Raw genomic sequence first — 13,718 nt, forward strand, 5'->3', positions numbered from 1 at the left:
GTGTCAGGCTGCCAGCGTTATCGTTGACGTCCATCGCGAGCGTGCTCGCTCCTACAGGGGAATAGTGTTCAGGGCTGGTTTTGATGGGCAACCTTCTGACTCAACTGCTCCCGACAAAAATCCACGAACAACTGCGCAGGCTTGGTCAGCTGACTGCGCTTGAGGTGAGCGGACGCCAGGCCCGAGGTGGTCACTGGCTCGGTGATGTCGACTGAAACCACCTTTTTCCCATCATAAGTGCATTCCGAATGCGGCCGGGTCACCAGGATCGAGAATCCGAAGCCCTGGCCGACCATGCCGCGCACCATCTCGATCGACGGCGAACTGAACACGATGTTCGGCGTCAGCTCCAGTTCGTGGAACAGGCTGACAAAGTAGGTTCGACTCGGTTGTACATCGAGCAGGATCATCGGCTCGCCGCACAGATCCCTCAACGAAATCGACTGTTGATCAGCGAAGCGGTGCCCTTCAGGCAGCAGGATGTACGGCTTTTGCGGGGGCATCAGCGGCGTGGTCTGGATGGTGCTGTCCAGCCCGTGATCGTAGAGGAAGGCGACGTCGAAGGTGCCGGCGGTCAAGCCTTGCACCAGGTCCTGCTGCTCGCCGTCGCGGATGCGGATATCGACGCCCGGGTACAGCTTGCGAAAGTCGGCAATCAACTGCGGCAGGTACAGCGGAGCGACCGTCTCGAAGCAGCCGATGTCGATCTGCCCGGACACCGTATCGTTATCCGCCAGCGCATTCTGTTCGAACTCCCGGGCCATGCGCAGCAGCTCCTGCGCCTTGTGGTAGAAGCGCGTGCCGGTGGGCGTCAGGGACACGCCCTGGGCATGGTGGCGGATGAACAACTGGACGTTGAACGACTCTTCCAGGCTCTTGATCGCCGTCGACACCGAAGGCTGCGCGATGTAGAGCTGCCTCGACGCCTCCGCGACGCTGCCGGCTTCCACCGTGGTGACGAAGTACTTGAGTTGCCGCAAGGTATAGGAAGCCACACGCACCTCTTTGTTTTCGCTGACGCAAGAATGCCTGGCTGAACCTTACCTCATGGCGGGTCCGGGCTGGCCAAACCCTTGCCAAGTTTTTTCTTATGTCCCGAGCATATTTTTACTAATTTTCCGATTCGCACGGCTGACGCACTATCTGCCCAATCAGATAGCAACCCCATATAACAACCCCGACCATCCAAATGGTCGTAAAGGGAGCGTAGCGTGTTCGACCTCGACTACTGGCAGCAGAGAGCTGCCCGGCAAACCTTCTCCGATAAAGCCTTGATCGATGGCCGGCAGATCTCTGCCGCTTCAGGCGCGACATTCGACTCGATCAACCCGGCCACCAACCAGTTGCTGGCCCGCGTTGCAGCCTGTGGCGAAGTCGAAGTGGACATGGCCGTTCGCAGTGCCCGCCGTGCTTTCAACGAAGGCCCTTGGGCACGCATGGCACCGGTGGAACGCAAGCGCGTGCTGCTGCGCCTGTCCGAACTGATGCTGGCCCATCGCGAAGAACTGGCCCTGCTCGATTCCCTCGACATGGGCAAGCCGGTGATGGATGCCTACAACATCGACGTACCGGGCGCTGCCCACGTGTTCGCCTGGTACGGCGAGGCGCTGGACAAGCTCTACGATCAGGTCGCACCCACCGCGCCATCGGCACTGGCGACCATCACCCGTGAGCCACTGGGCGTCATCGCTGCCGTCGTGCCGTGGAACTTCCCGCTGGACATGGCGGCCTGGAAGCTCGCACCGGCCTTGGCCGCCGGCAACAGCGTGGTGCTCAAGCCCGCCGAGCAATCGCCGTTCTCGGCCCTGCGTCTGGCCGAGTTGGCCCTGGAAGCAGGTTTGCCCGCTGGCGTATTGAACGTGGTGCCGGGCCTGGGCGAGTCCGCCGGCAAGGCGCTGGGTCTGCATCCCGATGTCGATTGCCTGGTGTTCACCGGCTCGACTCAGGTGGGCAAGTACTTCATGCAGTATTCAGCCCAGTCGAATCTCAAGCAGGTCTGGCTGGAATGCGGCGGCAAGAGCCCGAGCCTGGTGTTCGACGACTGCCGTGATCTGGATCTGGCAGCCGAGAAAGCCGCGTTCGGCATCTTCTTCAACCAGGGCGAAGTGTGCTCGGCCAACTCGCGCCTGTATGTGCAGCGTTCGATCAAGGACGAGTTCATCGAGCGGCTCATGGAGAAAGCCAAAGCCTGGATGCCGGGCGATCCGTTGAACCCGGCCAGCCGCGCCGGTGCCATCGTCGATGCCAGCCAGGCCGCGCGGGTGATGAGCTTCATCGAGCGTGCCGGGCAGGAAGGCGCGCGTCGGGTCACAGGTGGCCGGCGCTTGAGCTTCAACGGCTCCGACAACTTCATCGAGCCGACCATTTTTGCCGACGTCGCCCAGGACGCACACCTGTCCCGGGAAGAGGTCTTCGGGCCGGTGCTGGCGATCTCCACCTTCGACAGCGAAGAGCAGGCGGTGCAACTGGCCAACGACAGCATCTATGGCCTGGCGGCCTCGGTCTGGAGCGACGATCTGAATCGCGCTCACCGCGTATCCCGTGCCTTGAAGGCGGGCACCGTGTCGGTCAATACCGTCGATGCTCTGGACGTCACCGTGCCATTCGGTGGCGGCAAGCAGTCGGGTTTCGGTCGCGACCTGTCGCTGCACTCTTTCGATAAGTACACCCATTTGAAAACCACCTGGTTCCAATTGCGGTGAAACACGTTTGATTAATTAACCGCGCACTAACTCTGTGCGGTTTCAAGAATAAAAAAGATGTCCCGACGCGGAGGGTAAATCGCGTACTTGCGGCCGCGTGGTCGTGACTGCCTCAGTAACCAATCACAATTAAAAAGTGAGGGAGCTTTATATGTTCAAGTCTTCGAGCGTTACAGCGGTTGCTGGTATTTCAGCACTACTTGCATTCACGGCACCGGTCATCGCTCATTCCGAGAGCCTGACGGTGATTTCCTTTGGCGGTGCCACCAAGGCGGCGCAGGAAGGGGCTTACTTCAAACCCTTTGAAAGCAGCGGCGCCGGCAAGGTGGTGGTCGGCGAGTACAGCGGTGAGCTGTCCAAGGTCAAAGCCATGGTCGATGTCGGCCAAGTCAGCTGGGATGTTGTCGAGGTGGAAAGCCCAGAGCTGGAGCGCGGCTGCGAGGAGGGCCTGTTCGAACGGATCGATCCGGCCCTGATCGGTGATGCCGGCAACTACCTGCCGGGTGCCGTCAGCGAGTGCGGTGTGGCCAGTTATGTGTGGTCGATGGTGCTGGCTTACAACGCGGGCAAGGTGGGCGCGGCGCCGACGTCCTGGGCTGACATGTGGAACCTGCAGCAGTTTCCGGGCAAGCGCGGCCTGCGCAAGGGTGCCAAGTACACCCTGGAAGTGGCGCTGCTTGCCGATGGCGTGAAGCAGCAGGACCTCTACAAGGTGCTCAACACCAAGGAAGGCGTGGACCGGGCGTTCAAGAAACTCGATCAGATCAAGCCTTCGATCCAGTGGTGGGAAGCCGGCGCACAACCGCCGCAATGGCTGGCCGCGGGCGATGTGGTGATGTCCGCCGCCTACAACGGGCGCATCGCCGTGGCGCAGAAGGAAGGCTCGAAACTGGCGATCTCATGGAACGGTCACCTCTACGATCCGGATCACTGGGCCATCGTCAAAGGCAGCCCGAACAAGACGCTGGCGCAGAAGTTCATCGTGTTCGCCAGCCAGGCCAGCGGGCAGAAATCCTTCTCCACCCAGATCCCGTACGGGCCGATCCGCAAGGACGTGCTGGAGCAGTTGCCGGCTGACACCCTGGCGCAACTGCCCACTGCTCAGGCCAACCTGGCTGAAGGGCAACTGGTGGACGCGACCTTCTGGGTTGATCACGGCGAAGAACTCGAAGAGCGCTTCAACGCTTGGGCGGCACGCTAAGCGCAGCTGGTTTTGAACAACTAACGGGCTCGCGCCTTCGGACGCGGGCCCGTTATTTTTTAGTGCCAATAGTTACCTCTCGGTCGGCACAGTTTTTTTCTGGCTAATAACGACAAAAATCATAATTTCGTTATTCGCGCACTCTGAACACAATACAAACACCCCGCAAATAAAGTTTAAGCGCGGAACTTGATTATCAAACCGTCGCGACACCGTCGCCTCTTTGAAGGACACAAGCATGACAACTAACAAGATTGAAATCGATACGCTTGTCGTCGGGGCCGGCCAGGCTGGGGTCGCCATGAGCGAACACTTGACCAAGCTTGGAGTTCCGCACCTGGTGCTGGAGCGCAACCGCATCGCCGAAGCCTGGCGCACCGGTCGCTGGGATTCGCTGGTGGCCAACGGTCCGGTCTGGCACGACCGCTTCCCGGGCTTGGCCTTCGAAGGCCTGGAACCGGATGAGTTCGCCTCCAAGGAGCAGGTGGCGGCCTATTTCGAAGCCTATGCAGAGAAGTTCGAAGCGCCGATTCGTACCGGTGTCGAAGTGAAGAAAGTAGTGCGCAACGCTGATCGTCCGGGGTTCACCATCGAAACCTCCGAAGGCGTGATTGAGGCCAATCGCGTGGTGGCGGCGACCGGTCCTTTCCAGCGTCCGGTGATTCCGCCGATTGCTCCGAAGGACAGCCCGATTACGCAGATTCACTCGGCCCAATACTTCAACCCGCAGCAGCTGCCAGAAGGTGGTGTGCTGGTGGTGGGGGCCGGTTCTTCCGGTGTGCAGATCGCCGATGAATTGCAGCGCGCGGGCAAGCAGGTCTACCTGTCGGTCGGCCAGCATGACCGTCCGCCTCGCGCCTATCGCAACCGCGATTTCTGCTGGTGGCTGGGAGTGCTGGGGCTGTGGGATGCCGAAGTGATGCAGCCTGGCCGTGAGCACGTGACCATCGCGGTCAGCGGTGCCCGGGGCGGGCAGACCGTGGACTTCCGCGAACTCGCCCAGCAAGGCGTGCAACTGGTGGGCCTGACCCAATCCTTCAACGATGGCGTGGTGACCTTCCAGCAGGACCTGGCCCGCAACATCGCTGCCGGGGACGAGAACTACCTGTCGCTGCTGGATGCGGCGGATGCCTACATCGCGCGCAATGGCCTGGACCTGCCGGAGGAGCCTGAAGCACGGCGGACCCTGCCGGACCCGGACTGCATCACTAACCCGATCCTGGAGCTGGATCTGGCCGAAGCGGGCATCACTTCGATCATCTGGGCCACCGGTTACGCGGTTGATTACAACTGGCTGCAAGTCGACGCTTTCGACGACAAGGGCAAGCCTCGTCACCAGCGTGGCGTATCGAGCGAGCCGGGGGTTTATTTCGTCGGGCTGCCGTGGCTGTCGCGTCGCGGGTCGAGCTTCATCTGGGGCGTCTGGCACGACGCCAAGCACGTCGCCGGCCACATCGCCACACAGCGCCAGTACCTGCAGTACCGCGATCCTTCACAGCGCTGAGTCATTTTTTATCCATTCATTTTCAGGACATTTTCGATGCCAACTCACACACGAATTCGCATGTTCAATACCAAGGACACCTATCCGAACCAGTCGTTGGACAACGACCTTTGCCAGGCGGTAAGGGCGGGTAACACGGTGTATGTCCGCGGCCAGATCGGCACCGATTTCGAGGGCAATCTGGTAGGCCTGGGCGACCCGGCTGCCCAGGCCGAACAGGCGATGAAGAACGTCAAACAGCTGCTGGAAGAGGCGGGCAGCGATCTTTCGCACATCGTCAAAACCACCACCTACATCATCGATCCACGCTATCGCGAGCCGGTTTATCAGGTGGTGGGCAAGTGGCTCAAGGGCGTGTTCCCGATCTCCACGGGACTGGTGATTTCCGGGCTGGGGCAGCCGCAGTGGTTGATGGAGATCGATGTGATTGCGGTGATTCCGGATGATTGGAAGGCCAACTGATCACCATTGATTGGATGTGGACCACTAATCCTGAGTGAGATGCAAAACCCTGTGGGAGCGGGGTTTTTTCTTGAGAGGCCAGCACATCCAAAATAGATGTCGCCTGACACACCGCCTTCGCGAGCAAGCCCGCTCCCACAGGTTATGTGGTTTGTCTCAGGTCAGGGTGTTGCCGGGAGCAGGAACCGCGCAATCACCGGCAGGTGATCGGAGATACGCAACGTATCATCCTGCCGCACCGTCGCCTCGACCCGCTTGATCCGCGGACTGTAGAACAGGTAATCGACAGTACGGTCCGGGCCGTTCAGGCCGGGATCGTTGGGGTATTGAGTCAGCCAGCGTGCACGGTCGATGCCGCTGGCTTCGTTGTTGGTGGGGATCATCGGGTACTTGTCCCACAGCACGTGCAAGGCGCTGTCGGCCGAGTAAGGCGTGCGCTGTTCGCTGGGCAGGCGCTGGTACTGTCCCAGCGGCAACAGATTGAAATCCCCTCCGATCAGCCACGGCGTGCCGCGGCTTTCAAACTTGTCGAGCACCTTGGCCACAGCGGTCACCTGCGCCTGCAAGGTCTCGTCCGGTTGCGTCACACGGTCCAGGTGAGTGTTGAGCACGGCCATCTGGCCGCCGTCGTTCAGCGGCAGGTAAGCCGCCAGCAAGGCGTTTTTCGGCTGGAACTGACGACTGATCAAGTTGGCCTTTGCCACCGGCAATTGCAGGCGCTGGGCGTGATCGATCTGAAAGCGACTCAGGGTCGCCAGTTGCCGGCCAACGCTACCGAAGATGTGCGGATCGGGGACAAAATCGGCCTTCCAGTCGTAGGCGGCGACACTGCACGGATACAGGTCGGCGACCCGTTCGTGCAGCAGTTTGAGCTGGTTCTGGTAATCGCTGGCCTTGGCGCCATCGTCCAGTTCCTGCAGCAGCACCACGTCTGGCTGTTCGTCGCGAATCACCCGCGCCACTTCATCGAGGCTGAAGGCCATGTCTTCGGGGGTGGGGGATTCGTCGGTGCCGTGGGCCAGGTCATTCCAGAACACGTAACACTTGCCCGCCAGGTACTGGACGTTCCAGGTCATGACCTTCAGCGCCTGACCGGGCGCCAGGGTCGGAGCCCGGGTGCTGCAACTGACCGGCAGCACTTCCCGGGCGTCGGGGCGCCAGGTGAGGTTGTAGATCGACAGGCCGATCAGGACAATCGCAATCAACAATGCCAGCAAGGTGTAGCGCAGCAGTCGGGTCATGGCTCGGCTTATCGCGTTACGGAAATTGTCCCCGAGCATACCCGACTGACGAGCGGTCACCCAAGGTCAGCGTGGCCCTTCGATTTTTTCCGGCACCTCGCCGATCAGCATGAACAGGCGGAACAGCACCACGCTGGTGAACAGTTGCAGGAAGCTGTGGGCGCTGTCGATCAGCAGCGAGATCACCGGGTTCTGCGGTTCGGGATAGACCGCCAGCGTCGCGCCTTTGAGCAGCCACAACGGCCCCATCACACACAGGATGCACACCAGAATGCGCATGAAATGACCGCGGGTCAGGCGCAGGCTTTCCTTCATCGCGGCCAGTGGCGACAGGCCACGCAGCACCAGCAGGTATTCACCGAAGGCCAGGGCGACCATCAGCCAGATCCCCGGCAGGAAATACAGCGACAGGCCCAACAGAATCAGCAGGGTATTGAGGGCGGTCAGCAGGGCGAAGCGCGGCCACAGGTAGGCGGAACGGGACAGTAACTCGCGGTTGCTCGGCGATTCGCCACGGCTGCGGGCGTCGAGAAACAGGATCAGCGCGGCGGTGTACAGCGGATACACCAGCAGGCCCACGATCACGCTGATGCCGGGGATCGTGTCTGGCTCGGTGGAGTGGTCGACCACCTGTTGCAGCAAGGCTTCGATGATGACAAGCGGCAGGCACAGCTGGACGATCTGGCCCAGATTGCGCTTGAAGAAATACAGAGAGTCACGCAGTACGTCGAACGGGTTCATCAGTCGGCATCGTCGGTATAAAACAGTCACTCACTGTAACCGATGATGTACCGCCTGAAGCAAACGTAAACATTCGGTAAAGGTCATTGAAACATCCGGCATCAACCTCCATTAGGGATGAGCACCTTGTCCACAATGGGTGAGGGCAACGATTTTCCCGGCAATCTATGAGGTCGCCATGAACAGCGAAGAACAAACCCTGATCGATGGACTGTTTTCCCGGCTGCAACAGGCCGAAACGGACGCAGCCCCGCGCGATGCCCAGGCCGAGGCGCGGATCAAGGAACACCTGAACCGCCAGCCGGCGGCAGGTTATTTCATGACACAGGCGATTCTGGTTCAGGAGGCGGCGATCAAGAGCCTCGATGAACAGAACAAGCAGCAGGCCCAGCAGATCCAGCAGTTGCAGGCCGATCTTCAGCAGGCCCGGGCGCAGACAGCGGCGGCGCCTGCACCAAGTGGTGGTTTCCTGTCGAGCATTTTTGGCGGTGGCTCCCGCGATCCTCAGCCTGCTCCGAGCCAGAGCGCACCGATGTCCGGTGGTGGCGGCTGGCGTGAGCCGGGGCGCTCTTCGTTCAATTCGCAGCCACCGCAGCAGAACTTCGGTGCGCCGCAGCAGAATTTCCAGCAACAAGGCTATGCACCTCAGCAGCAAACTCCTGCGGCCGGCAGTAGCTTCCTCGGCGGCGCCCTGAAAACCGCTGCGGGTGTGGCAGGTGGCGTGATGCTGGCCCAAGGCATCAGCAGCCTGTTCAACCACAATCAGCAACCGCAGGAAATCGTCGAAGTGATCAAGGAAGAGCCGGCCCAGGTCAACGACCAGGGCAACAATGACTGGGGCGACGATCAGCGCATGGCCAACAACGATTCCTGGGGCAACGATCAGGGCGGTTTCACCGATACCGACTATAACGATGACAGCTCATCGTTCTTTGGCGGCGACGACGACTCCTACGTCTGATGCACCATTCGTCCGGAGCGCTGCGGCGCTTCGGGCCGATTATTCGCGGAATCCGCCTTCGCACTGGCATACTGGGCGCCTTTTCGGGCCTGGTGCCTGACCCAGCCTGTGTTCTTTTGAAGGTGTCCGGTGAAAAAAATCGCAGTGTTCGCCGATGTCCAGAACCTCTATTACACCGTGCGTCAGGCCTACGGTTGTCACTTCAATTACGCCGCCTTGTGGGCTGAAATCAGCAGACAGGGGCAGATCGTCGAGGCCTACGCCTACGCCATCGATCGCGGCGACAGCAAACAGCAGCAGTTTCAGCAGATCCTGCGCAACCTGGGTTTCACCGTGAAGCTCAAGCCCTACATCCAGCGCAGCGACGGCTCGGCCAAGGGCGACTGGGACGTGGGCATCACCCTCGACATCATGGACGCGGCCGATCACGTCGACGAAGTGGTGCTGGCCTCCGGCGACGGGGATTTCGACATGCTGCTCGAGCGCATCATCAGCAAGCACGGCGTGCAGGCGGTGGCCTATGGCGTACCCGGCCTGACCGCCAACTCGCTGATCCGCGCCGCCAGCCGCTACGTGCCGATTGAAGGCGCGTTGCTGCTCAAGAATTGATTTATACGGAGTTGTAAAAGGTTGGAACGCATCGCAATCATCGACTTTGAAACCACCGGGATCTCCCCGAGCAGCAGCTGCCGCGCCACGGAAATCGCCGTGGTCATCCTCGAACAGGGGCGGATCGTCGATCGTTACCAGAGCCTGATGAACGCCGGCGTGCGTGTGCCGGCCTTCATCGAACAGCTCACCGGCATCAGCAACGCCATGCTGCGCACCGCGCCCTCGGCCGAACAGGTGATGAACGAGGTCAACGAATTCGTCGGCATCACGCCGCTGCTGGCGCACAACGCCGCGTTCGACCAGAAGTTCTGGGATTTCGAACTGGGCCGCATCAAACGCACCCGCCTGCAGAATTTCGCCTGCTCACTGCTGCTGGCCCGCCGCCTGATGCCGGCGGCGCCGAACCACAAGCTCGGCACCCTCACCACCTTCGCCAACCTGCCCCACACCGGCAAGGCCCACCGGGCCATGGCCGACGCTGAAATGGCCGCCAACCTGATGGCGCATCTGGCGGGTGAATTGCGGGAGACGCACGGGGTGCGGGAGTTGTCCCATGATTTGCTGTGCAAGTTGCAGAAGGTGCCGGCGGCGAAGATCAATGAGCATCTGAAGCGCCATTGCGGCATCTGATCTGTGGGAGCGGGCTTGCCCGCGATGGAATTGCGGACGACGCGAAACCCTGTGGGAGCGAGCCTGCTCGCGATGGACTTTCAGGCGCTGCGGGTTGTCAGGTTTCCCGAGTCATCGTTCACGACCATCGCGAGCCTGCTCGCTCCTACAGGTTTTGTGTTGATTCACGTCTTTGTGTTTAACCAGGTCTTCAGATAGGCGATTCGTCCTGCAAAACGTTGGGAATCGTCCGTCTTGTCCCGCATTTGTGGCATCTCTAACCTCCAACACTTGGCTTCATTAATCGTCCATGGATTTATGGTGGCTGTGTGTGGGAGACCTTCGGGTCTGCCGAGTTATTCCTGCTCGGTCTTGCAGCCCGCGCATAGCTGCCACCCATCAAATGCAGGCGAAGTTTGATTTCTTGTGGTAGCGGGCTTGCTCGCGAAGGCGTCGGAAGTCAGCATTGATGTTGAATGTGCCGACCTCTTCGCGGGCAGCCTCGCTACGGATTTGTGGCGGACACAAAACCCTGTAGGAGCGAGCACGCTCGCGATGGACTTCCAGGCGCCGCGGGCATCTGGTGTCCCGCGTTATCGTTGGCGACCATCGCGAGCAGGCTCGCTTCCACTGGGTTTGGGGGTGTTTTCAGGTTTTGCCGTTGTTTTCGATATGCCCCAACGGCACGCGCTTTTCGATGGCGCTGGACAGGACGATCGAGGTTTTGCTGAAGCCGAAGGTGGCGATGCGGTTGATCAGGTCTTCCAGTTCCGGCATCGAGCCTACCGCTGCCTGCATGATCACGCAGGGGTCGCCGGTGACGCGGTGGCATTCGGTCAGTTGTGGGATTTTGATCAGGTCGTCGTAGGCTTTCTGGTTGCCGTGCTGGTTCAGGCGCAGTTCGATGACGCACTGGATCGGCAAGCCCAGCTTGGCCATGTCGACTTTTGCCTGGTAACCGGTGATGACGCCGCTGGCTTCGAGTTTGGCCACCCGTTCGGCCACGGCCGGGGCGGACAGGTTGACCTTGCGCGCAAGGTCCGCGTAGGACGCGCGGCCGTTTTCCAACAGGGCGCTGAGCAGCATGCGATCGTATTTGTCCATCGCGGTGACTCCTGAAAATTACCGACTTTCGAAACCACGGTTTATTGCCATTAACTCCGTGTTTTGAAAAGTGTACCGGCGCATTAAACAAGTTTTGTAACTTATTTTTCGCCACCAGCCTTTTTAGAATAGCGGTTCACCTGTCCTGCCTGTGAGCTGCCCCATGCCCGGCCTCCGTCGCTTTCCCTTGCCCTTGATCGCTGCCTTTTTCGCCTTGTACGTGATCTGGGGTTCGACTTACCTGGTGATCCGCATCGGTGTGGAGTCCTGGCCGCCGCTGCTGCTGGCCGGCATTCGTTTCGTGATCGCGGGCACGCTGATGTACGGCTTTCTGCGCTGGCGCGGGGCTCCGGCGCCAACCTGGGCGCAGTGGAAAGCCGCCGGCATCATTGGTGTGTTGTTGCTGGCGGGCGGCAATGGAGGGGTCAGCGTTGCCGAACACATGGGCGTGGCATCCGGAGTGGCGGCGCTGGCGGTAGCGACGGTGCCGCTGTTTACCCTGCTGTTCGGTTACTTCTGGGGTGCACGCAATACCCGCCTGGAATGGGCCGGGATTGTGCTCGGGTTGATCGGCATTGCCATGCTCAATCTCGGCTCAAACCTGCAATCGAGTCCGTTGGGCGCAACCCTGCTTATTTTGGCCGCGGCCTGCTGGGCGTTCGGTTCGGTGTGGAGCAAACATCTGCCATTGCCTCAGGGCGCCATGGCCAGTGCCGTGGAAATGCTGGTCGGTGGCGTGGTGTTGCTGATCGGCAGCGCGGTCAGTGGCGAGCACTTGGAGAAGATGCCGCCCCTCGAAGGCTGGATCGCCCTGGCGTACCTGACGATCTTCGGCTCGATCATCGCCTTCAACGCCTACATGTACCTGTTGAAACACGTGCGCCCGGCGGCGGCCACCAGCTATGCCTACGTCAACCCGGCGGTGGCGGTGTTGCTGGGGATCGTGTTTGTCGGCGAGACCATCGGCATCGCAGAAGCACTGGCGATGCTGGTGATCATCAGCGCCGTGGTGCTGATCGGCCTGCCGCAGTGGCGCCGCCCGGTTGTACCACCGGTGGCGAAGGTCGTGCCGACTGCGGTGCCGACAGAATCCCGCGTGAATTAGGGTAAACTGCGCGGCATTGCACACTTGTTTCCGCACAACCGCGCTGAATTTTCCTACGGTACTTCCATGACTTTCGCCACCCTTGGCCTGATCGATCCCTTGCTGCGCTCTCTCGAGACGCTCGGCTACCAGACTCCGACGCCGGTTCAGGCGCAGGCCATTCCGGCAGTGCTGGCCGGTCGTGACCTGATGGCCGCCGCCCAGACCGGCACCGGCAAGACCGCCGGTTTCGCCTTGCCGCTCCTGCAATTGCTGGCCATGGAAGGGCCGAAAGTCGCCGCCAACTCGGTGCGCGCACTGATTCTGGTGCCGACCCGCGAACTGGCCGAGCAGGTTCACGAAGCCGTGCGCCAGTACGCCGAGAACCTGCCGCTGCGCACCTACGCGGTGTACGGCGGCGTCAGCATCAACCCGCAAATGATGAAGCTGCGCGGCGGCGTCGACCTGCTGGTCGCGACCCCGGGCCGCTTGCTCGACCTGTTCCGTCAGAACGCGCTGAAATTCAATCAGCTGCAAACCTTGGTGCTGGACGAAGCCGACCGCATGCTCGACCTGGGCTTCTCCGAAGAACTGGCGAACATCTACCGGGCACTGCCGAAAAAGCGCCAGACGCTGCTGTTCTCCGCCACCTTCTCCGATGACATCCGCCTGCTGGCCGGGCAGATGCTCAACGACCCGCTGAGCATCGAAGTCAGCCCGCGCAACGTGGCGGCCAACACCGTCAAGCAGTGGATCGTGACGGTGGACAAAAAGCGCAAGCCGGAACTGTTCGTGCACCTGATGCGCAAGGGCAAGTGGAAGCAGGTGCTGGTGTTCGCCAAGACCCGTAACGGCGTGGACGCGCTGGTGGAAAAACTCCAGGGCCTGGGCGTCAATGCCGATGGCATCCACGGCGACAAGCCGCAAGCGACTCGTCAGCGTGCGCTGGACCGTTTCAAGATCGGCGAAGTGCAGATCCTGGTGGCCACCGACGTTGCGGCCCGTGGCCTGGATATCGAGGACTTGCCGCTGGTGGTCAACTTCGACCTGCCGATCGTGGCCGAGGACTACATCCACCGCATTGGCCGCACCGGCCGCGCGGGCTCGACCGGCGAAGCGATTTCCCTGGTGTGCGCCGATGAAGTGAATCTGCTGTCGGCCATCGAAATGCTGACCCGCCAGACGTTGAAGCGGCAGAACGAGCCGGAGTTCGAGCCTGAGCACCGGGTGCCGGAAACCGACGCCAGCGGTCAGGTGATCAAGAAGCCGAAAAAACCGAAGAAGCCGAAAACTTCAGGTGGTGGCGGCAAGCGCAATCTGGGCAAGTGGGTGGACAGCGGGGATGCCGCGCCGGTGGAGCCTGCGGTGAAGCCTGTGCGTAAGGTGCCGGTGTTCAATACTGGGCCGCGCAAGCGTAAACCTTGATCTGCTGCGGCGTCTGTTAAGCCGCCTTCGCGAGCAAGCCCGCTCCCACAGGGGATTTGTGTACGACACAGA

General features: G+C 60.9%; 13 protein-coding genes. 9 read left to right on the forward strand and 4 right to left on the reverse strand.

The annotated features are described in order from the left end of the window. Positions 1 to 68: 68 nt before the first annotated feature. Positions 69 to 995, reverse strand: a complete 927-nt coding sequence (locus tag ACW9JE_RS22120) for a LysR family transcriptional regulator (protein WP_224534124.1) — start codon at positions 993 to 995, stop codon at positions 69 to 71. A gap of 216 nt (positions 996 to 1,211) precedes the next feature. On the opposite strand from ACW9JE_RS22120, the gene ACW9JE_RS22125 reads away from it, so the two are divergent. From ACW9JE_RS22125 to ACW9JE_RS22140, 4 genes are all read left to right on the forward strand, one after another. Continuing rightward, positions 1,212 to 2,702 carry an aldehyde dehydrogenase gene (locus tag ACW9JE_RS22125; protein WP_457433944.1) on the forward strand — a complete coding sequence of 497 codons (1,491 nt, stop codon included), beginning with the start codon at positions 1,212 to 1,214 and terminating at the stop codon, positions 2,700 to 2,702. Positions 2,703 to 2,853: 151 nt separating this feature from the next. Beyond that, positions 2,854 to 3,903 carry an ABC transporter substrate-binding protein gene (locus tag ACW9JE_RS22130; RefSeq protein WP_457433945.1) on the forward strand — a complete coding sequence of 350 codons (1,050 nt, stop codon included), beginning with the start codon at positions 2,854 to 2,856 and terminating at the stop codon, positions 3,901 to 3,903. Between the two features lie 238 nt (positions 3,904 to 4,141). Continuing rightward, positions 4,142 to 5,407 (forward strand): flavin-containing monooxygenase, encoded by a 1,266-nt coding sequence (locus ACW9JE_RS22135; protein WP_457433946.1) that lies wholly within the window; start codon positions 4,142 to 4,144, stop codon positions 5,405 to 5,407. Positions 5,408 to 5,443: 36 nt separating this feature from the next. Next, complete coding sequence (locus ACW9JE_RS22140; RefSeq protein ID WP_224534128.1) at positions 5,444 to 5,869, forward strand: RidA family protein; 426 nt, start codon at positions 5,444 to 5,446, stop codon at positions 5,867 to 5,869. A gap of 161 nt (positions 5,870 to 6,030) precedes the next feature. Here ACW9JE_RS22140 and ACW9JE_RS22145 read toward each other — a convergent pair whose 3' ends face one another. After that, positions 6,031 to 7,110, reverse strand: coding sequence for an endonuclease/exonuclease/phosphatase family protein (locus ACW9JE_RS22145; RefSeq protein WP_457433947.1), 1,080 nt, complete (start codon positions 7,108 to 7,110; stop codon positions 6,031 to 6,033). A gap of 66 nt (positions 7,111 to 7,176) precedes the next feature. Continuing rightward, on the reverse strand, positions 7,177 to 7,851 hold the full coding sequence (locus tag ACW9JE_RS22150) for a YciC family protein (protein ID WP_224534130.1): 675 nt from the start codon (positions 7,849 to 7,851) through the stop codon (positions 7,177 to 7,179). A 178-nt stretch (positions 7,852 to 8,029) separates the two neighbouring features. Between ACW9JE_RS22150 and ACW9JE_RS22155 the strand changes: the two genes are divergently transcribed. The 3 genes from ACW9JE_RS22155 to ACW9JE_RS22165 all read left to right on the forward strand — a co-directional run bounded on the left by ACW9JE_RS22155 (position 8,030) and on the right by ACW9JE_RS22165 (position 10,054). Further along, a complete protein-coding gene (locus ACW9JE_RS22155) occupies positions 8,030 to 8,812 on the forward strand; it encodes a DUF2076 domain-containing protein (protein ID WP_224534131.1) in 783 nt (260 codons plus the stop codon). 129 nt (positions 8,813 to 8,941) lie between these two features. Next, on the forward strand, positions 8,942 to 9,421 hold the full coding sequence (locus ACW9JE_RS22160) for a LabA-like NYN domain-containing protein (protein ID WP_224534132.1): 480 nt from the start codon (positions 8,942 to 8,944) through the stop codon (positions 9,419 to 9,421). A gap of 21 nt (positions 9,422 to 9,442) precedes the next feature. After that, positions 9,443 to 10,054 (forward strand): 3'-5' exonuclease, encoded by a 612-nt coding sequence (locus tag ACW9JE_RS22165; protein ID WP_457433948.1) that lies wholly within the window; start codon positions 9,443 to 9,445, stop codon positions 10,052 to 10,054. A gap of 627 nt (positions 10,055 to 10,681) precedes the next feature. Here ACW9JE_RS22165 and ACW9JE_RS22170 read toward each other — a convergent pair. Next, positions 10,682 to 11,137, reverse strand: coding sequence for an Lrp/AsnC family transcriptional regulator (locus tag ACW9JE_RS22170; protein WP_457433949.1), 456 nt, complete (start codon positions 11,135 to 11,137; stop codon positions 10,682 to 10,684). Between the two features lie 163 nt (positions 11,138 to 11,300). On the opposite strand from ACW9JE_RS22170, the gene yedA reads away from it, so the two are divergent. Then, positions 11,301 to 12,242 (forward strand): drug/metabolite exporter YedA, encoded by a 942-nt coding sequence (gene yedA, locus ACW9JE_RS22175; protein ID WP_457433950.1) that lies wholly within the window; start codon positions 11,301 to 11,303, stop codon positions 12,240 to 12,242. Between the two features lie 66 nt (positions 12,243 to 12,308). Next, positions 12,309 to 13,646: a DEAD/DEAH box helicase gene (locus tag ACW9JE_RS22180; protein WP_457433951.1), complete on the forward strand. Its 1,338-nt coding sequence runs from the start codon at positions 12,309 to 12,311 to the stop codon at positions 13,644 to 13,646. Positions 13,647 to 13,718: the final 72 nt, after the last annotated feature.

The sequence above is a fragment of the Pseudomonas sp. SDO55104_S430 genome (assembly GCF_054070595.1).